This window comes from Chromobacterium subtsugae, assembly GCF_001676875.1.
GTDB lineage: Bacteria > Pseudomonadota > Gammaproteobacteria > Burkholderiales > Chromobacteriaceae > Chromobacterium > Chromobacterium subtsugae.
In genome coordinates this window covers 317,230-337,031 of sequence record NZ_JYKA01000005.1, presented here as the reverse complement: position 1 = coordinate 337,031, position 19,802 = coordinate 317,230, and the positions used below count along the sequence as shown (strand labels likewise).

Sequence of the window (19,802 nt, the reverse complement as noted above, 5' to 3'; positions counted from 1 at the left end):
TTTCCGGCGGCTCGGGCCCTGACGCCGCCGGTTCTTTTGGGCCGGTACTCCTGCCGGCCGCCTTTTTTGCCGGGATGCGGGACGCCATGCGTGCGTGGCGTGCCGCATCCCTGCCAGATACAAGGATAAAACCATGAAAACCATCCATATCGACGTAGCCGTCATCGGCGCCGGCACCGCCGGCCTCGCCGCCTACCGCGCCGCCAAGGCCGGCGGCGCTTCCGCCATCGTGATCGAGGGCGGGCCTTACGGCACCACCTGCGCCCGCGTCGGCTGCATGCCGTCCAAGCTGCTGATCGCCGCCGCCGAGGCCGCCCACCATGCGAGCCATGCAGATATGTTCGGCGTGCATGTGGATGGCGAGGTGCGCATCGACGGCCGCGAAGTGATGGCTCGCGTCAAGAGCGAGCGCGACCGCTTCGTCGGCTTCGTGGTGCGAAGCGTGGATGGCATTCCGACCGAGGACAAGCTGCGCGGCTATGCCCGCTTCATCGACAACACCACCTTGCAGGTGGACGAGCATACCTTGGTACAGGCCAAGCGCGTGGTGATCGCCACCGGTTCGTCGCCGGTGATCCCGCCGCCGTTTCAGGCCTTCGGCGACCGCCTGATCATCAACGATGACGTGTTCGATTGGGAAGACCTGCCGCAAAGCGTGGCGGTGTTCGGCCCCGGCGTCATCGGCCTGGAGCTTGGACAGGCGCTGTCGCGTTTGGGCGTGAAGGTGAAGGTATTCGGCGCCCGCGGCGGCGTGGGACCCTTGAGCGATCCGGCGGTGCGCGACTATGCGCGCCAGGCGCTGGGCAACGAGTTTTACCTGGACCCGGACGCCAAGGTGCTGGAAATGGCCAATGATGGCGACGCGGCGCGGATCCGCTATGTGAGCCTGGACGGCGCGGAGGTGGAGGAGCGCTTCGATTATGTGTTGGCCGCCACCGGCCGCGCCCCCAATGTGCGCGGCCTCGGTCTGGAGAATACCAGCGTGCTGCTGGATGCCCGCGGCGTGCCGATGTTCGACCCGGAAACGCTGCTGTGCGTCGGCGCGCCGGTCTTCATCGCCGGCGACGCCAACGATATCCTCCCCTTGCTGCATGAGGCGGCCGACGAAGGCGCTACCGCCGGCGGCAATGCCGCGTCTTACCCGCAATTGACGGCCGGATTGCGCCGTTCGCCTATCGCGGTGGTGTTTTCGGATCCGCAGATGATGATGGTGGGCCGCCGTTTCGCCGATCTGGCCGACGAGGGTTTCGTGGCGGGCGAGGTCAGCTTCGAGGACCAGGGGCGCAGCCGGGTGATGGGGATCAACAAAGGCCTGTTGCACGTATACGCGGACAAGGAAACCGGCCGCTTCCTGGGAGCCGAGATGATAGGCCCGCGGGCGGAGAATCTGGCGCATCTATTGGCCTGGAGCCATCAGCAACAGCTGACGGTGGCGCAAATGCTGCAAATGCCTTTCTATCACCCGGTGATAGAAGAAGGCTTGCGCACCGCTCTGCGCGACGCGAAGGCGAAGCTGGATGCGATAGCGCTTGCCTAAGTGAGGCCGCAGCGGCTATGAATATTCCATAAGCATCGCGCTTGGAGTGATTCATGTCCTTCGCCGCCCAGAGCGGGGCTGGAGCCCCGTCCCGAAAACCCCGTGCCGGCTTTGCGTTGGCGCGGGGTTTTCGCTTTAGCGGGAGTTTGAGGTGAGCCAAGGCTGGCCGGCGAAGAGCGCTGCGCTGGCCGGTGTCTTGTGGCGCTGGCCGCGCGCGCGGGCCGGCGCGGCGCGCTGCCGGCGCATGGTGGCCCGGCGCGAGGTGCAGGGACTGATCCTGCTGGCGCCGTTGTTGCTCACCGTCATATTGTCGCGTCATTTCGACAGGGCTGAGCGGGCGGCGACCGAGTCCAATTTCCGCCACGATGCCGGGGCGGCGGCCGAGCAACTGGCGAGCGCGATCCAGCAGGATGTCGACGCGCTGGACTCATTGGCGCTTTTCATGGGCAACGCGCCCAATATCCGCCAGGATGATTTCTACCGTTTCGCCAGGCCGCTGGTGGCGAGCCGGCCGCTGTTTCAAGGGATAGGCTGGGCGCCGCTGGTGCCGCAGGCCGGCCGGCCGGCTTATGAGGCGAAGTACGGCAAGGTCCGCGAGAAGCGGGCCGATGGCCGCATTGTCGCCGCCGGCATCCGGCCCGAATACTATCCGGTGACCTATATCGCGCCCAAGGAAGACAATCCGAAAGTATGGGGTTTCGACCTGTGGTCGGAGCCCAGGCGGCGCGAAGCCATCCGCCGCGCGCTGGCCAGCGGCCAGGCCAGGATCAGCGAGCCGCTGATCCTGGCCCAGTTCAACGACGACTCCGGCAAGGGGGTGTCGATGATCATTCCTGTGCCCGGCGTCCGCGGCGGCGTGGTGGTGGGCGGCATCAACGCCGCCCGGCTGGCGGCGCGGGCCCTCCCGGCGCTGGCTGAAAAAGGGATCAGTCTGCAGCTGGACGATGTCGGCGGCGGCGGCACGGTCAGCCTGGTGGCGCCGACGCAGCGAGCGAGTCCGGGAAGCCCGTGGCTGAGCCGCAAGCTGGCGATAGGCGGGCGGGTCTGGAAGGTGACCTTGCGCGCGCTGCCGCGTTACCTGGAGGCCAGCGGCAGCCATGCGGCGCTGCTGGTGTTGCCGGCCGGCATGGGGTTCACGCTGCTGCTCGGCATTTACTTGAACCTGCTGCACCGGCGCCGCGAGGTGGCGGAAGAGTTGGCCAGCCGAAGCGCCCGCGCGCTAAGGCAGGGCGAGGAGCGTTTCCGCATGTTCGCCAGCATCGCCTCGGACTGGCTGTGGGAGCTGGATGCCGAAGGACGGCTCAGCTACTGTTCCGAGCATTTCAGCGAATTGACCGGCGTGCCGCTGGGCAAGCTGCTAGGCCGCCACTGGCGGGAGTGGCGGCCGGTGCGCGCGAACCGCGACCAGGCTGAGCGGCTGTCGCGGCTGTTCGCCGGGCGCCAAGAGGTGCGGGATTTCGAGCTGAGCTACCGGCGGCGCGCAGAGGAGCGCTGGATAGCCATCAACGCCTGTCCGCTGCTGAGCGCGGACGGCGAGCTGTGCGGCTATCGCGGCGTCGGCCGCGACATCACCGAACGCAAGCGGTCGGAGCAAGAGTTGTACGGCCACCGCAATCATTTGCAGGAGCTGGTCGCGCAACGCACCGCCGACTTGTTGCAGGCGAAGGAGGAGGCGGAGCGGGCGAATCAGGCCAAGTCGGAATTCCTGGCCAATATGTCGCATGAGCTGCGCACGCCGCTGCACGGCATACTCAGCTTCGCCGAGATCGGCGGCGACAAGGTCGGGCAGGCGCCGCCGGAGCGGATCAAGCGCTATTTCGACAATATCCATGCCAGCGGCGCCAGGCTGCTGGTCTTGCTGAACGATTTGCTGGATCTGGCCAAGCTGGAGTCGGGGCGCATGGCGCTGCACCGCGAGGACGTGGATCTATGCGAGCTGGTCCGCCTGATGACGCAGGCGGAAGAGGGGCGCATGGCGGAGGCGGGCATCGGCTTGAAGCTGGAGTTGCCGCCGCTGCCGCTGCTCGCCTGGGTGGATCGCAAGTCCATGCAGCAGATATTGGCCAATCTGCTGTCCAATGCGATCAAGTTCTCGCCGCATGGCGGCCGGATCCGCATCGGTCTGCAGCATTTCGGCTCCATCGTCACCCTGTCGGTGGCCGATCAGGGGCCGGGGGTGCCGGAAGCCGAATTGGAGCGAATTTTCGACAAGTTCGTGCAGAGCAGCGCCACCGCCAACGGTTCCGGCGGCACCGGGCTGGGTTTGGCGATCTGCCGGCAGATCGCCCTGGCGCACGCCGGCAGCATTTACGCGGAAAACCTGCCGGCGGGCGGGATCTGCTTCTTCGTTTCGCTGCCGGACGCGGAGAACAGCAAAACCATGGAGCGCCTGTCGCTGCTGCTGGGGGAGAAGGAGGCTGCCGCGCACGGGGCTGGCGAATGAGCGCGCCGGGCGGGCAATGCGAAACGGGGGCGTTTGCCCCCGTTGTCGTTTTATCGGCTCAGGCCTTGCCGGCGAACAGCGGCGCGATCCAGCTGAAGCGCTGGCGCCAGATGTCCGGCGCGCACCAGGCCAGGTGCGCGGTGGCGAGGATGTTGAGCGCGGCCACCGCCAGCAGCAGCATCGAGATGCTGTCGAACCATTTCAGCATCAGCACGCTGCCGATGGCGGCCGCCACCATGTAAAAGCCGTTGATGATGTTGTTGGCGGCCACCGCCTGCGAGCGGAACTCATCCGGGCTGCCGGTTTGCAGCCAGGTGTACAGCGGCACGGTGAAGAAGCCGCCGAAGAAGCCCAGCAGCGCCACGTCGGCGATGCTGCGCCAGCTGCTGGCGCGGGCCATGAATTCGGCCAGCGTCGCCAGCGGGCCGTGGTAATGAGGCATCGCGCCCAGCGCCAGGTCGCCGCCGAACACAGTCATGCCGGCGCTGCCCAGCAGCACGATGCCCAGCTGCAGCTTGCCGTGAGACAGCTTGGCGCAAATCACCGAGCCGATGCCGATGCCGATGGAGAACAGCGCCAGCAGCAGGGTATAGACGTCGGCGTCGCCGCCCAGGTGCATGCGGGTGAAGGTGGGCAGCTGGGTGGTGTAGACCGCGCCCATCAGCCAAAACCAGGAAATGCCCAGGATGGAGCAGCGCACGTCGTGGATGCGCCAGGCCTTGCCCACCAGTTGCACCGAATCGCCGAGGAAATTCCACGACAGCTTGAGATGCGGCGCGCCGGGCGCCACCGCCGGCATGGCGGTGCTGCTGAAATAGCCCAGCACGGCGGTGACCAGCAGCGCGGCGATGATCAGCAGCGAGCCGTTGTGGGTGAGCACGCTGCCCAGCAGCTGGCCCAGCAGGATGGCGAGGAAGGTGCCCATTTCGATCAGGCCGGTGCCGCCGACCAGTTCGTCTTCGCGCAGGTATTGCGGCAGCACCGAGTATTTCATCGGGCCGAAGAAAGCGGAGTGGGTGCCCATCAGGAACAGCGCTGACAATAGCAGCCCGGCCGATTGCCACAGGAAACCGGCGCCGGCCAGCAGCATGATGGCGATCTCGGCCAGCTTGATCAGCCTGGCGATGCGCGCCTTGTCGTAACGCTCGGATAATTTGCCGGCGCTGGCGGAAAACAGGAAGAAGGGCAGGATGAAGATGCCGGCCGCCAGATTGACCAGCATTTCCGGCGGCAGGCCGGCTAGGGTCAGGCCGTGAAAGCTGATCAGCACCACGATGGCGGTTTTCAGCATATTGTCGTTGAAGGCGCCTAGGAACTGGGTGCCGAACAAGGGCAGGAAGCGCCGGGTGGCGAAAAAGGAGAAATCTGCTTTCACGGATGGCCGTTCTGGTAAAAAGCGGGAATCGCATGCTAGCTGATTCCCGCCGCACTGTCAGGTGCCGATCAGAATAGCGACAGCCACAAACCGGCGCTGGAGGCGGTCATGAAGCCGGTCAGGATGGAGGCCAGCAGCGCGCGCATGCCGATCTGCGCCAGCTCCTGCTGCCGCTCCGGCGCCAGCGCGCCGATGCCCGCCACGCAGATGCCCACCGACGACAGGTTGGAGAAGCTGGCCAGCGCGAAGGTGGAAATCATCACCGTCGGCGCCGACAGCGTGCCGGCGGCCTTCATCTTGGCCAGGTCGAGGTAGGCGATGAATTCGTTGAGAACGATCTTCTGCCCCAGCAAGCTGCCGACGCCCAGCGTCTCATCCCAGCCGATTCCCATCAGGAAGGCGAACACCCGGAAGGCTTGGCCGGCCAAGTATTGCAGCGTCAGGCCGTCGAACATGCCGTGGGTGGAGGCCTGGATCGCGGCGTTGACGCCCAGCATCTGGCCCAGGCCGTCCTTCACCAGGAAGTTGGCCAGCGCGATCAGCGCCACGATGGCCAGCAGGATGGTGGCCACGGCGGCGGCCATTTTCATGCCGTCCAGCGCGCCGGTCACCACCGCGCTGACGAAATTGCCCCCGCTCTTTTCCTTGGACGCCTGCAGCTTGGTGCTGGACAGCTCGCCGGGGGCGGTTTCCGGGAACATGATCTTGCAGAACACCACCGCCCCGGCCGCGTTCATGCAGGAGGCGGTCAGCAAGTAGGTGGCGAAGCGCGCCTGCTCGGCGGCGTCCGGCCCGCCCAGGAAGGCGACGTAGGCGGCCAGCACGCCGCCGGACAGCGTCGACATGCCGGCGATCATGATGCAGGCCAACTCGGAGCGGGTCATGTGGCGGATGTAGGGGCGGACCAGCAGCGGCGCCTCGGTCTGGCCCAGGAAGATATTGGCGGCGGCCACCACGCTTTCCGGGCCGGAAATGCGCATGCTGCGCTTCATTGCCCAGGCCAGCGCGGCGACCACGCGCTGCAGGATGCCGAAATGGTAGAGCAGCGCGCTGAAGGCGGAGAAGAAGATGATCACCGGCAGCACGGTGAAGGCGAACAGGAAGCCCAGCTTGCCGCCAGGTTTGGCCAGGTCGCCGAAGACGAAGCCGGCGCCTTCGCCGGCGAAGCTCAGCACTTTGGCGAAGCCGGCGCCGAAGGCGGCGAAACCGTGGTGAATGGCCGGGATATAGTTGATCAAGAGGAACAAGCCGCTCTGGATGGCGAGGCCGATCAGCACGGTGCGCCAGTTGACGGCGTCGCGGCGGGTGGAAAAAGCATAGGCTACGCCGACCAGCAGCAACATGCCGGCGAGTGCTTGGATGGTATTCACGGATGCCCTTCGGGAGTGAAACAGCGGCAGGGGCGCGATGGCCGCAGCGGGGCGCCTGGCGGCGCGGCGGTTGCCGGGAAGCTGTTCGCAAAAAAGAGGGCGATTATATAAGCGAATCGTGATTTGTCAATTCGCGGCCATCCCGCGCCGGGAGGGACTACTGCTGATCGTCCTCCCGGCGCGGGGTGTCGTCGTCCATCAGGATGCGGTGGGCCGGGCCTTCCATGTCGTCGAACTGGCCGGAGCGGGTGGCCCACCAGAAGATGGCGCCGATGACGAAGGCCAGCACCAGGCTGAGCGGGATGAGCAGGTAGAGGCTTTCCATCAGTTCTTCCGTTTGACTAGGCGCAGGGCATTGCCGGCCACCAGCAGCGAGCTGAGCGCCATGCCCAGGCTGGCGAGCCAGGGCGTGACGTGGCCGGTCACGGCCAGCGGCAAGGCCACCAGATTATACCCCGCCGCCCAGCACAGGTTTTGCCGTATCACCGTCAGCGTGCGCCGGCTGATGTCCAGCGACGCGTCTATCAGGCCCAATTGGTCCGCGATCAGCACCATGTCGCCGCTGGTGCGCGCCACGTCAGTGCCGCCGCCCATGGCGATGGAGACGTCGGCGCGGGCCAGCACCGGCGCGTCGTTGACGCCATCGCCCACCATCAGCACGCGGCGGCCGGCGTCCTGCAACGCGCCGACGTAGGCGAGCTTGTCTTCCGGCGTGGCGCGCGCGCGCGCGCGTTCCAGCCCCAGCTCGCGCGCCAGCGCGCAGACGGCCTGTTCGCCGTCGCCGCTGAGCAGATGCACGGCCAGTCCGCGCCGGCGCAGGCGCGCCACCAGCTCGGCGGCGTCGGCGCGCACGGCGTCGCCGATGGCGAAACGGGCCTGCACGCCGTCGCTATTCGCCAGCAGCACCTGGGTGCTGCCGGCGTGCCAGTCGGCGACGTCTTGCTGCGGCTGCCGCAGCCAGGCGGCGATGAAGGGGGCGGAGCCCAGCCGCCATTCGCGCCCGGCCATCACGCCTGCCACGCCGTGGCCCGGGTGGTTGAGCGGCGATTCGACGCGCGGCGCGGCCAGGCCTTCGGCGGCTTGCCGCAGCGCCTGCGCCAGCGGGTGTTCCGAACCGTGCTCCAGCGCGGCGGCCAACGCCAGCGCTTGTTCCGGCGCGAGGCTGCCCTCGATGGCGACGTCCAGCAGCTTCATGCTGCCGTGGGTAAGGGTGCCGGTCTTGTCGAACACCACGTCGGTCACTTTGGCCAGCGTTTCCAGCGCGTGGCCGCGAGTGGCGAGCACGCCCAGGCTGGCCAGGCTGCCGCCGGCGGCGGTGAGGGCCGCCGGGGTGGCCAGCGACAGCGCGCAGGGGCAGGAGATGACCAGCACCGCCACCATGATCCACAGCGCGCGGCCGGGGTCCAAGAAATGCCAGGCCAGATAACTGGCGGCGGCGGCCAGCAGCAGCAGGGCGACGAACCAGCTGGCGAAGCGGTCGGCCAGCACCGCCAGCCGGGGCTTTTCCGCCAGCGCGCGGTCCAGCAGGCGCACGATGCCGGCCAGCCGGGTCGACTCCCCGCTTTCCTCCACCCGCAGCAGCAGCGGGCTGGAGGTGTTGACGCTGCCGGCTATCACCGCGTCGCCGGCGGTTTTGGGAATGGGCCGGCTTTCGCCGGTGAGCAAGGCCTCGTCGCTGGCGCTTTGGCCATCCAGCACCACGCCGTCGGCGGGGATGGTTTCGCCCGGGCGGACCAGGATCACGTCGCCGCGGCGCAGGCTGGCGACGGTGGCTTCATGGCTGTCGCGGCTGGCGGGCCAATTGTCCAGCCGGTGCGCGAAGGCCGGCACCAGCTTGACCAGGCTTTCGCTGGCGGCCCCGGCCTTGCGGCGGGCGATCGATTCCAGGTAGCGGCCGCCCAGCAGCAGGAACACGAACATCGATACCGAATCGAAATAGATGCCATGCTCGAACTTGTGGATCAGCGCCCAGAAGCTGGCGCAGAAAGCGGTGAGGATGCCTATGGTCACCGGCGTGTCCATGCCGACGCGGCCGCTTTTCAGATCGCGCCAGGTGGCGCGGTAGAACGGCAGCGCGGAATACAGCAGCACCGGCAGCGTGAGGATGAAGCTGGCCCAGTGCAGCAGCCACAGCAGGTCGGGCGCGATGTCGCCGTCCGGCGCCAGGTAGACCGGCACCGCGTACATCATCACCTGCATCATCGACAAGCCGGCCACCCATAGCCGGCTCAGCGCCTGCTTGCGCTCCTTCTGTTGCAGCTTTTCCTGGCGCTCGGCATCGTAGGGGTGGGCGCGGTAGCCTATCGCTGCCACCGCCTCCAGGATGGCGGACAGCTTGACGCGGCTGTTGTCCCAGCGCACGCGGGCGCGCTGGGTGCTGTAATTGATGTCGACGCCGACCACGCCCGGCAGCCGGCGCAGATGCTGTTCGTTCAGCCAGATGCAGGCGGCGCAGGTGATGCCTTCCAGCATCAGCGCAGCCTCGCGCACCTGGTCGCGGTCAATGTGGACGAAGCCGCGCTGGAGTTCGTCGGAATCGTACAGCCGGATCTGTTCCAGCAGATTCTGCGGCAGCGCTTCGGCGCGGGCCGCGCCCTCGGTGCGGTGCTGATAGTAGTCTGACAGGCCGGAATTTATGATGGTGGCGGCCACGGCCTGGCAGCCGGCGCAGCAGGCGGCCTCATCGCGCTGGCGGTAGCGGATGGGGAAATCGGCGCCGGGCGGGACCGGCAAGCCGCAATGGAAACAGTTCTCGCTCATGACGGGGCATTGTAATCAAAGCCGGTCGCCATTGCTTGATCCAGCTCATGGCATATGTCGCCGTATTCGAATATTTCGCGCATTGACTTGAGATAGGCGGCGGCCGGCCTCATGTGCTGTGGACTCAATGCGAAGGAGAGCGCGATGAAAATGCAGGCGGTGGTCCAGCAAGGGCCGGGCGGGGCGGAGACGATGGAGCTGGCGGAATGGGATCGGCCGCAGCTGGCGCCTGGCAAGCTGCTGGTGCGGGTGATGGCGGCCGGAGTGAATCGGGCCGACATGATGCAGCGCGAGGGCCGTTACGCGCCGCCTCCCGGCGCTAGCCCGCTGCTGGGCCTGGAAGTGGCTGGTTGGGTGGAAGAGGCGGCGGAAGGTTCAGCCTTTCAGCCCGGCGACGCGGTGTTCGGCCTGGTTGAGGGCGGCGGCTATGCCGAGTACGCGCTGCTGGACGAAGCCTTGGCCATCGCCAAGCCGGACGCGCTGTCCTGGGTGGAGGCCGCCAGCCTGCCGGAGGCCTGGATGACAGCCTGGTTCAACCTGGCGGAGAAGGCCGGCGTCGCCGCAGGCGACAATGTGCTGGTGCACGCCGGTGCCAGCGGCGTCGGCGTGGCGGCGATCCAGGTGGCCGGCTTGCTGGGCGCGCGGGCTTTCGCCAGCGCCGGCAGCGCGGAAAAGCTGGCATTCTGCCGCGAACTGGGCGCCGCGCAAGTATTCAACTATCGGGAAACGCCGGCTTTCAGCGAGCTGGTCAAAAGCTGGGGCGGCGCGGACGCGGTGCTGGACCCGGTGGGCGCGGCCTATCTGGCGGAAAACCTGCAGGCCTTGAATCCGGACGGCAGGCTGGTGAACATCGGGCTGATGGGCGGTTTGAAGGCCGAGCTGGATTTCGGCCGGCTGCTGATGAAGCGCATCAGCCTGATCGGCTCCACGCTGCGGCCGCAGCCGCCCGCGGCGAAGGCCAGGCTGGCGGCGGCGCTGCGCGAGCGCATCCTGCCCGGCATCCTGGACGGACGCTTGCGCACGGTGGTGGACTGCAGCTTTCCGTGGACCCAGGTGCGGGACGCCCATCGCTACGTCGAGGAAAACCGTAATCTGGGCAAGGTGGTGCTGACGATGTTCTCGACGCAGGCCGCCGGCTAAAAGAAAACCCCGCGGCCTGACGGCTGCGGGGTTTTTCGCGCGGGGGGAGGCCGCGATCAGCCGTGCAGCTGTTTGAGCTGGCTGGCGATGATGTCGTGGTTCAGCCACAGCACCGGGCCGGACGGCTGCGAGGCTTCGCCGAACATCAGCGGGCCGGCGGCTTCGATCACCAGCGCGCTGAGGCGGTCGGTGATCAGCGCCTTGCGGTCCAGGTGCATGTCGGTGAGCTCGTCCGACGTGCCTATCATCACCTCGGCCAGCTCGGGGCTGTTGGGCATCGGCCAGGCGTCGAAGCGGCGGAAGCCCTGCATCACCGCGCCGTCGTTGAGCGCGTCTATCTTTTCCAGCAGCGTTTCCAGCGCGTGGCCGTCCTTCAGCAGGCTGGCGCAGTCCCGCCATTGGCTATCGGTCCAGGCACCTGGCGCTTCCTTCTTCAGCGCGCGCAGCAGCGCGAACAGCGGCAGCTCGACGCCGACGAAGATGTCGGAGGAATTGGTGCGGATTTCCGGGCAGTTGAACACCGTGGCCTTGACGCCTTGCTCCCAGGCGGCTTGCGCCACCTTCTCCAGCCGCATCTTGGCGTAGCCCTGGGTGTAGTTGGTGTAGGTCTGCCACTGATAGCGGCCGTCGATCAGGATTTCCGTGCCGTGGTAACCGTAGGCGGTGTAGCGCACCTGGCCGCCGCTGGCTTCCAGACGGCGACGCAAGGCCGCGCTGCCGGCTATCAGGTGCTGGAAGGTGTTGGCGGTGACTTCGTCGAAGTTTTGCAGGATCAGCTTGCCCAGGTCGCTGTCCAGCAGCGCCTGCGAGGACAGGAAGCGGTCGCCGCGGCCCTTGTAGATGCGGTTGGCGATGGCGAGGAACACCTTGACCTTGGGAATGCCGCCGGCCATGGTGTGGGCGAAGAACACGTTGCGGCCGTCGGCGATCATGCCGTCCAGCTTGGCCATCACTTCGGCGACGCCGTCCTGGAAGCGCTTGACGCCGACCTGGCGGCATTTTTCGATATGCGCCCAGTCCAGCTTGTCGTCCTGCCAGCCTTTCAGCGTCAGGCCGCCCAGCAGCTCGGTCGGGGTGGCTTCGCCGGCGGGGGCGTCCAGCTCGAAGCCGGCCATCAGCGGCACGTTGATGATCTTGCCGCCCAGATTGGCCTCGGCGGCCGCCAGTTCTTCGTCGTTCAGCGGGCGCAGGCGGTTGTCGTCGTCGCGGCGGCCGACGGTGATGCCGATGATCTCCATGCCGGCCTGGCGGGCTTGGTTGACCAGACCATTGGCGTAGCCGCGGCCGAACAGCTCGCCGAACAGCACGAATACGTCGCCGGGGCGGAAGATATTGCTTTGCGGCAGGTTTCTCAGGGCAATCGGCTGAGCCATATTGCATTCTCCATGGTGGGTTTCAGGCGCCGATCGGCTCCTTGTCTGGAGGCGTTCGGGCCAGCGGCGCGCCGCGCGCGATGGCGTCCGCGGCGCGATATAAGGTTTAGTGTGATTGCTCGAAATCCGGCGGCATGATACCAGCGATCGCCGCTTTTGGCCCATGCTCTCAGGATTTCAGCGGCGACAGCGCCTCGATCAGCGCCACTTCCTGCGCGTAGCTCAAGCCTTTCATCTTGGCCAGCAGCGCCTCGCCGTCCAGCTGGAATTGCTGATCCAGCTCGTCTTCGATGATGCGGGCCTCCACGGCCAGCCAGACGCCGCGGCAGGAGGCGGCGCTGTCGAAATGCACGCTGCCGATCACGCCGGCCATCAGCCGCAGCTCGTCGTCGCTGAACAGCCGCGACAGCGCCGCCTGTTCGCGGCGGACGATTTCGGCGTAGCGGTCGCAGATCTGCATCACGCGCTCCTGGTCGCCGTAGTGGGCCGGCTCGTCCTGCGGCGCCGCCAGTTCGTCGTGGCGGAACCAGGCTTCGATCAGCGGACGCAATTGCGGCAGGTCTTCATGCCAGACACGGGCCAGTTCGTCGCGGAAGACGGCCTGGTCGGTAAAGGACAGTTCGTCGAAGGGCATCGCCGGCAGCACGTCTTCGTCCAGCGTGCGCTTGCCTATCCAGACGCGACCTTCTTCATCCAGCTGCGCCTCGCCGCGCCATACCGCCTGCTCCTCGGTGGCGAGGTTGTCGACATGCAGCTCTATATAAGGCACGGCGGCGTCCTGACCCTCGTCTTCGCCGACAAAGCGCAGGGTGATGTCGAACAGGCCGTGCTTGAACACTTCCAGCAGCTGCAGGCCGTCGGCGTGGCCGGCCAGGATGTAGCGGTGGGCGTCTTCGTACACCGCCACCTGGTCCGGCGTTTCGGCGGCGTGGATCAGCTTGGCCTTGAGCGGCTCGGCCAGCATATTGGCGTCGCCGTGGTGGATGTCGTAACCGGTGCGGTAGGCTTCGCGCTCATGCCACAATGCGTTCCAGTCGTACATGTCTTGTGTTCCTTGTTGCCTGATGGCTGGCAGTTTAATGGCAAAACCGCCGCGCGACGAGTTTGCCGCCGCCATCGCTTTAACGTGAAAAATACAAAACGGTAATCTGTTTTTACCGAAATTTTCTTGGTGCTTGGCTATCATGCTATAATCTTTCGATTTTTCTGTTTCCAGATAGCCGCCTGAGACATGACCCGACAAATTCGTAACATCGCCATCATCGCCCACGTTGACCACGGCAAGACCACCCTGGTTGACCAACTGCTGCGCCAGTCCGGCACTTTCCGCGAAAACCAGCAGGTTGACGAGCGCGTAATGGACAGCAACGATCTTGAAAAAGAACGTGGCATCACCATTCTCGCCAAAAACACCGCCATCGAATACGAAGGCGTGCACATCAACATCGTCGACACTCCGGGACACGCCGACTTCGGCGGCGAAGTAGAGCGCGTGCTGGGCATGGTCGATGGCGTGCTGCTGCTGGTGGACGCCGTTGAAGGCCCGATGCCGCAAACCCGCTTCGTGACCAAGAAGGCGCTGGCCCTGGGCCTGCGTCCGATCGTGGTGATCAACAAGGTAGACCGTCCGGGCGCGCGTCCGGACTGGGTGGTGGACCAAACCTTCGACCTGTTCGACAAGCTGGGCGCCACCGACGAGCAGCTGGACTTCCCGATCATCTATGCTTCGGGCCTGAATGGCTTCGCCAAGCTGGAACTGGAAGAAACCTCCGACAATATGCGTCCGCTGTTCGAGACCGTGCTCAAGCACGTTCCGACCCCGCCGGGCGACGCCGACGCGCCGCTGCAGCTGCAGATTTCCGCGCTGGACTACTCCACCTACACCGGCCGCCTGGGCGTGGGCCGCGTGCTGAACGGCCGCATCAAGCCGGGCCAGCAAGTGGTGGTGATGAACCATGAAGAGCAAGTGGCTTCCGGCCGCATCAACCAGGTGCTGGGTTACCAGGGTCTGGACCGCGTGCCGGTGGAAGGCGCCGAAGCCGGCGACATCATCATCATCTCCGGCCTGGACGACATCGGCATCGGCGTCACCATCTGCGACAAAGAGCAGCCGGTAGGCCTGCCGGTGCTGGGCGTGGACGAGCCGACCCTGACCATGGACTTCATGGTCAACACCTCGCCGCTGGCCGGCACCGAAGGCAAGTTCGTCACCAGCCGCCAGATCCGCGATCGCCTGACCAAGGAACTGCTGACCAATGTGGCGCTGCGCGTCGAAGACACCGAAGATTCGGACATCTTCCGCGTTTCGGGCCGCGGCGAGCTGCACCTGACCATCCTGCTGGAAAACATGCGTCGCGAAGGCTTTGAAATGGCCGTCGCCAAACCGCGCGTGGTTTACAAGGAAATCGACGGCCAGAAGTGCGAGCCGTACGAAAACCTGTCCATCGACTTGGAAGACGACCACCAGGGCGGCGTGATGGAAGAAATCGGCCGCCGCCGCGGCGAGCTGACCAATATGGAATCGGACGGCATGGGCCGCACCCGCCTGGAATACCACATTCCGGCCCGCGGCCTGATCGGCTTCCAGTCCGACTTCATGACCATGACCCGCGGCACCGGCCTGATGAGCCACGTGTTCGACGACTACGCGCCGGTGAAGCCGGACATGCCGGGCCGCCACAACGGCGTGCTGATCTCGCAGGAAAACGGCGAAGCCGTCGCTTACGCGCTGTGGAAGCTGGAAGACCGCGGCCGCATGTTCGTGTCCCCGGGCGAAAAACTGTACGAAGGCATGATCATCGGCATTCACAGCCGCGACAACGACCTGGTGGTGAACCCGGTCAAGGGCAAGCAGCTGACCAACGTCCGCGCCTCCGGCACCGACGAAGCGGTTCGTCTGACCACCCCGATCAAGCTGACGCTGGAATCGGCGGTGGAGTTCATCGACGACGACGAGCTGGTGGAAATCACCCCGAAATCCATCCGCATCCGCAAGCGTTACCTGCAGGAAAACGAGCGTCGCCGCATGTCCAAGGCTGAAAGCAACTAAGCCGGCCGACCGCGCTTCGCGCAAGACCCGCACCCCGTCGCCTGTTCGCAGGCAGCGGGGTGTTTTGTTTGGCGGCCTTAGCGTCCTCGCAGCGCGGCGTCGATATGGCCGTATAGCTGGCGGTAGTCGTCCGGATCGCTGTCGAGCTTGGTGTGGGAGTTGCCGTTGCTGTCCCAGACGGTGGTTTCCAGGCGCGCGCGTGCCAGCACCTGCTGCGGCTGGCTGCCGGGGCGCAGCATCAGCAACAGCTCGGTGCTCTGGTGGTCGGGCTTGCCCGGCATCGGCAGCTTGAGCTTCAGGATGCCGCGCAGCACCTGGCGGCCGCGGCTGACCAGCTGCTCGTGCCTGAGCGCGCGAATCACGTGGTAATCCGGTTCCGCTTCGATCTGGCCGTAGCCGTGCTGATGCAGCGCACTCTGCGCCGCCTGCAGCACGGCGGCCAGGCTGGCGCCGTTGAACTGGTGGTCGCGATGGTTGCGGTAGCGGTTTTGCTCCTCGTGGTCCAGGTCGGAGCGGGTCTGGGTGGAGCTGTAATGCAGGATGCGCCCACCCTGGCCCTGGACTTGTTCGGCGGCGTGGGCGTAGCTGGCAAGCGGCAGGGTCAGCAGCAGGGCGGGAAGCGGGGAGTGCATGGCGGGCTCGCTGTCAGGATAAAAGGATGAATATAGCGCTGTATGATGCCAATGGCGTGAAATGGTTCCGCAGGATGTCCGCCCAAGCCGACTTGGCAGGCGAAAGCACCATATATTGATTACGAGCAAATTCCATATCTACATTTTGTAAAAATAGCGCGGCAGCCTGCTGGCAAATCGCATACAGTGGCAACGTTTCCCGGCCGGCGGCAAGCCGGCCGGTTGGATAGCCATGCCAGGAGGTGCGATGTGCAAGTGAGCAAGCGCGACGGCGCAGTGACGCAATTCGATATCGGCAAGATCGCCAATGCATGCCAGCGGGCGGCGGCGGCGGCCGGCCATGCGGCGCCGGCCGCGTTGGCGTTGGCCATCGCCGCCGCGGTGGAGCGCCGCTGCCGCGAGCGCTCGGCGCAGGGGCGGATCAGCATCGCGGCGATCCAGCGTTTGGTTGAGGACGAACTGATGCGCGAGTATCCCGAAGTGGCGCGGGTTTACATTCAGTACCGCCATGACCGCGACAGCGTGCGCGCGCGCGGCTCCGAGCTGCATGCCAAGCTGATGGGGCTGGTGCACAGAACCGACGAAGAGGCCGCCACTGAGAACGCCAACAAGGACGCCAATGTGTTTCCGGTGATGCGCGACCTGATGGCCGGCATCGTCTCCAAGCAGTTTGCCGGCAACTTCCTGCCCAAGGACATCCTGGCTGCTCACAACAGCGGCGACATCCATTTCCATGACCTGGATTACTCGCCGTTCCTGCCGTTCACCAATTGCTGCCTGGTGGATTTGAAAGGCATGCTGGAGCAGGGCTTCCGCCTCGGCAACGCCCAGATCGAAAGCCCCAGGTCGATAGGCGTCGCCTGCGCCGTCACCGCCCAGATCATCGCCCAGGTGGCCAGCCACCAGTACGGCGGCACCACCATTCCCAATATCGATCAGGTTTTGGCGCCCTATGTGCTGAAAAGCTATCGCAAAAATCTGGAGGTGGCCCGGGAGTACGGCATCACCGAGCCAGAACGCTATGCCCGCGAGCGCGCCGAAAAGGAAACGTACGACGGCATCCAGGCTTGCGAGTACGAGATCAACACCCTGTTCAGCTCCAATGGCCAGCAGCCCTTCGTCACCTTCTCCTTCGGCATGGGCCTGGGCTGGGAGGCGCGCATCATACAGCAGTCCATCCTCCGCGTGCGCATCAAGGGGCTGGGCAAAGAGGGCGTCACGCCGGTTTTTCCCAAGCTGGTGATGTTCATCGACCAGGGCGTCAATCTGCGGCCGGCCGATCCGAATTACGACATCAAGCAGCTGGCTTTGGAGTGCGCGTCCAAACGCATGTATCCGGACATCATCTCCGCCGAGCTCAGCCGACGCATCACCGGCTCATCGGTGCCGGTTTCGCCGATGGGCTGCCGCAGCTTCCTGCCGGCCTGGCGCGACGAGGCGGGCCGGGAGGTGCTGGATGGCCGCAACAATCTGGGCGTGGTCAGCTTGAATCTACCGCGCATCGCCATCGAGGCGAGGGGCGACGCGCAGGCGTTCTGGGCGCTGCTGGAGGGGCGCTTGGGCCTATGCTTGCGCGCGCTGATGCTGCGCATCGAGCGGCTGCGCGGCGTCAAGGCCAATGTCGCGCCGATTCTGTATACCGAGGGCGCCTTTGGCGCGCGGCTGAAGCCGGATCAAGACATCATGGCGCTGTTTCAGGGCGGCCGGGCGTCGATCTCGCTCGGCTACATCGGCCTGCACGAAGTCGGCGTGCTGCTGTTCGGCGCGCATCCGGCCGACAGCGAGCCTGCTCAGGTTTTTCTGCGCCGGGTGGTGGCCCGCCTGAGCGAGGCCGCTGCGCAGTGGAAGCGCGAAACCGGTTTCGGCTTCTCGCTCTACTCCACGCCCAGCGAGTCGCTGTGCAACCGTTTCTGCAAATTGGACCGGGAGCGCTTCGGCGACATCGCCGAAGTGACCGACAAGGGCTATTACACCAATTCCTTCCATCTGGATGTGTTCCGCAAGGTCAATCCGTTCGAGAAGATAGACTTTGAAACCGGCTATGCCGAGCTGGCCAGCGGCGGCCATATAAGCTATGTCGAATTGCCGAACATGAAGCACAATCTGCAGGCGTTGGAGCGGATCTGGGATTACGCGCTGGAGAGGGTGCCGTATTTCGGCAGCAATACGCCGGTGGACTCCTGCGGCGCCTGCGGCTTCATGGGAGAGGCGCTGGCCGCGGCGGATGGATTCAGCTGCCCGCAATGCGGCAATCGCGACAGCGCCTCGCTGTCGGTGACGCGCCGCGTGTGCGGCTACCTGGGCAGTCCCAATGCGCGTCCGTTCAATGCCGGCAAGCAGAAGGAAATGATGCGCCGGGTCAAGCACTTCGGCGGCGAGCATTGATCGATCCATGAATTACGATCGCTACTACACCTGCGATTTGGTGAATGGCGAGGGCGTGCGCGTCACGCTCTTCGTCACCGGCTGCGCGCATGCCTGCGAGGGCTGCCACAACCGCTCCACCTGGGATCGCAAAAGCGGGCGGCCGTTCACTGCCCAGGTGCGGGAGGCTCTGCTGGCGCATTGCGCCGGCCATGACGGCCTCAGCCTGTCCGGCGGCGATCCGCTGCTGCCGGCCAATCGCGATGAAATCCTGTCGCTGTGCCGCGCGTTCAAACAACGCTATCCGGGCAAGAGCATCTGGCTGTGGACTGGTTACGACTACGAAGAGGTGCGGGAGTTGGAGATCCTGCGTTTCGTCGATGTGCTGATCGATGGCCGCTACCGCCGGGACTTGCCGACCAGCAAGCCCTGGCGGGGGTCGGACAATCAGCGCCTGTTCAGGCTGGCGCCGGCGCGGGGGCGGCCGTTGCTGCCGGTGACGCAGCTGACGTAGTTGCTCTGGCAGCCGACGTCGCTGCGGTCGCGCCCGTCAATCGCGATTTGTTTGAAATCGCTGGCGGCTGCGGTCGGCCCGCTCAGGCGCCGTCCATGCCGATAGAGGGCGGAGATCGGGGCGTCCCTGTTGTTGAAGCGGCCGATCCCGGCCCGTTGGCGCCGCACGTCGAGTCCCGGATGGCGACCGGCGTTGCTGAGGCTGGCGATGGGCAGGCGGACTGGATGGCGTTGGCCAAGCCGCAGGCCTGCGGCCGATAGGGCGCGGTCAGGCCGCTGATGTCCAGGTGGCCGCAGCAGGCCAGGCAGAGCAAGGCTGTCCGTATTCTCCATCGCCATCTCCCCCGCAAGCTTTTGGGTGAAGGCCGGGTTGGCGTGGTGGCGGGCGGAGGCGGCAGCGGCTAGGCTGGATGCAGTGATGCGCGGGGAGATGAGGATGCGTTGCCTGGCCTGGATCGCGTGCGGTTTGTGCTTGGCCGGGGCGGCGGCGCGGGCATGGGCGCTGGATGAGGTGGTGCTCGCCAATGGCGAATGGGCGCCGTATCAGTCGGCGAAGCTGCCGCATCAGGGCTTCGCCTCTCACGTGGTCAGCGAGGCGTTCCGTTTGGCCGGGATTCAGGTGATTTACCGTTTTTATCCCTGGGCCAGGGCTGAGGCCATGGTGCGAGGCGGCGGCGTGGCCGGCTCGCTGGTATGGTCTGAAACGCCGCAGCGGCGGGCATTCGCCTGGTTCAGCGATCCGGTGATCGTGGACGACGAGGTGGTGTTCCATCTTGCCACCCGCAAGATGAAGACCGAGCGCATCGAGGATTTCTACGGCCTGACGATGGCGACTTTCAACGGCTCGCGGCTGGGGGCGTGGCAGGAGGCGATAGATGCCGGCCGCATCCGCAGTTACGTCGTCAAGGACATCGAGGCCGGGATGCGCCAGTTGCTGATCGGCAGGCTGGATTTCATTCCCTTGATCCGCTCGGTGGGTTTCAGCGTGTTGCGCCAGCATTTCACTCCCAGGGAGCAGGCGGCGATCGTGGCGGAGCCGCATGTGTTCGTGCGCGCTGAATATGGTGTGATGTTCAGCCGCAAACAGCCGGGCGGCGAGGCCTTGCTGCGGCGCTTCAACGCCGGGCTGGCCAAATTGAAGGCGAGCGCCGAGTATCGGCAGATGGCGCGTGATTTCGCCGCGGGCAAATACGATCCGCAGCCCTATTGAACGGCCGCGGGCGAATGTGTTGCAAATTCTGTCTTG

General features: G+C 65.7%; 14 protein-coding genes. 7 read left to right on the top strand and 7 right to left on the bottom strand.

Features of this window, described 5'->3' with window-relative positions:
• Nucleotides 1-133 precede the first annotated feature (133 nt).
• Together MY55_RS09185 and MY55_RS09180 are read left to right on the top strand one after the other, a co-directional pair.
• On the top strand, nucleotides 134-1,537 hold the full coding sequence (locus MY55_RS09185) for a dihydrolipoyl dehydrogenase (protein WP_065202286.1): 1,404 nt from the start codon (nucleotides 134-136) through the stop codon (nucleotides 1,535-1,537).
• Nucleotides 1,538-1,688: 151 nt separating this feature from the next.
• A complete protein-coding gene (locus MY55_RS09180; protein WP_065202285.1) occupies nucleotides 1,689-3,980 on the top strand; it encodes a CHASE domain-containing sensor histidine kinase in 2,292 nt (763 codons plus the stop codon).
• Between the two features lie 58 nt (nucleotides 3,981-4,038).
• Here the strand turns inward: MY55_RS09180 and MY55_RS09175 are convergent, their stop codons facing one another.
• The 4 genes from MY55_RS09175 to MY55_RS09160 form a co-directional block, all read right to left on the bottom strand.
• Nucleotides 4,039-5,355, bottom strand: coding sequence for an MFS transporter (locus tag MY55_RS09175; protein WP_043572408.1), 1,317 nt, complete (start codon nucleotides 5,353-5,355; stop codon nucleotides 4,039-4,041).
• 68 nt (nucleotides 5,356-5,423) lie between these two features.
• The gene (locus tag MY55_RS09170) at nucleotides 5,424-6,725 is read right to left on the bottom strand and encodes a NupC/NupG family nucleoside CNT transporter (RefSeq protein WP_065202284.1); all 1,302 of its coding nucleotides are present in this window, start codon (nucleotides 6,723-6,725) and stop codon (nucleotides 5,424-5,426) included.
• A 157-nt stretch (nucleotides 6,726-6,882) separates the two neighbouring features.
• Nucleotides 6,883-7,050, bottom strand: a complete 168-nt coding sequence (ccoS, locus tag MY55_RS09165; RefSeq protein ID WP_043572402.1) for a cbb3-type cytochrome oxidase assembly protein CcoS — start codon at nucleotides 7,048-7,050, stop codon at nucleotides 6,883-6,885.
• On the bottom strand, nucleotides 7,050-9,485 hold the full coding sequence (locus MY55_RS09160) for a heavy metal translocating P-type ATPase (RefSeq protein WP_047257661.1): 2,436 nt from the start codon (nucleotides 9,483-9,485) through the stop codon (nucleotides 7,050-7,052). The genes ccoS and MY55_RS09160 overlap by 1 nt, the downstream gene beginning before the upstream one ends.
• Before the next feature lie 144 nt (nucleotides 9,486-9,629).
• Here MY55_RS09160 and MY55_RS09155 point away from each other — a divergent pair, with 144 nt between their 5' ends.
• A complete protein-coding gene (locus MY55_RS09155; RefSeq protein WP_047237120.1) occupies nucleotides 9,630-10,625 on the top strand; it encodes an NAD(P)H-quinone oxidoreductase in 996 nt (331 codons plus the stop codon).
• A gap of 56 nt (nucleotides 10,626-10,681) precedes the next feature.
• Here MY55_RS09155 and MY55_RS09150 read toward each other — a convergent pair whose 3' ends face one another.
• Both MY55_RS09150 and MY55_RS09145 read right to left on the bottom strand, forming a co-directional pair.
• Nucleotides 10,682-11,998: an enoyl ACP reductase FabMG family protein gene (locus MY55_RS09150; protein WP_047237121.1), complete on the bottom strand. Its 1,317-nt coding sequence runs from the start codon at nucleotides 11,996-11,998 to the stop codon at nucleotides 10,682-10,684.
• 169 nt (nucleotides 11,999-12,167) lie between these two features.
• Nucleotides 12,168-13,040 (bottom strand): hypothetical protein, encoded by an 873-nt coding sequence (locus MY55_RS09145; protein WP_043572395.1) that lies wholly within the window; start codon nucleotides 13,038-13,040, stop codon nucleotides 12,168-12,170.
• 189 nt (nucleotides 13,041-13,229) lie between these two features.
• Between MY55_RS09145 and typA the strand changes: the two genes are divergently transcribed.
• Nucleotides 13,230-15,047 carry a translational GTPase TypA gene (gene typA / locus MY55_RS09140; RefSeq protein WP_043572393.1) on the top strand — a complete coding sequence of 606 codons (1,818 nt, stop codon included), beginning with the start codon at nucleotides 13,230-13,232 and terminating at the stop codon, nucleotides 15,045-15,047.
• Nucleotides 15,048-15,124: 77 nt separating this feature from the next.
• Here the strand turns inward: typA and MY55_RS09135 are convergent, their stop codons facing one another.
• Complete coding sequence (locus MY55_RS09135; protein ID WP_043572390.1) at nucleotides 15,125-15,679, bottom strand: hypothetical protein; 555 nt, start codon at nucleotides 15,677-15,679, stop codon at nucleotides 15,125-15,127.
• Nucleotides 15,680-15,928: 249 nt separating this feature from the next.
• Between MY55_RS09135 and nrdD the strand changes: the two genes are divergently transcribed.
• The 3 genes from nrdD to MY55_RS09120 all read left to right on the top strand — a co-directional run bounded on the left by nrdD (nucleotide 15,929) and on the right by MY55_RS09120 (nucleotide 19,766).
• Nucleotides 15,929-18,064, top strand: a complete 2,136-nt coding sequence (gene nrdD / locus MY55_RS09130) for an anaerobic ribonucleoside-triphosphate reductase (RefSeq protein ID WP_065202283.1) — start codon at nucleotides 15,929-15,931, stop codon at nucleotides 18,062-18,064.
• A 7-nt stretch (nucleotides 18,065-18,071) separates the two neighbouring features.
• Complete coding sequence (gene nrdG, locus MY55_RS09125; protein ID WP_043572386.1) at nucleotides 18,072-18,557, top strand: anaerobic ribonucleoside-triphosphate reductase activating protein; 486 nt, start codon at nucleotides 18,072-18,074, stop codon at nucleotides 18,555-18,557.
• Between the two features lie 417 nt (nucleotides 18,558-18,974).
• A complete protein-coding gene (locus MY55_RS09120; RefSeq protein WP_081284658.1) occupies nucleotides 18,975-19,766 on the top strand; it encodes a substrate-binding periplasmic protein in 792 nt (263 codons plus the stop codon).
• Nucleotides 19,767-19,802: the final 36 nt, after the last annotated feature.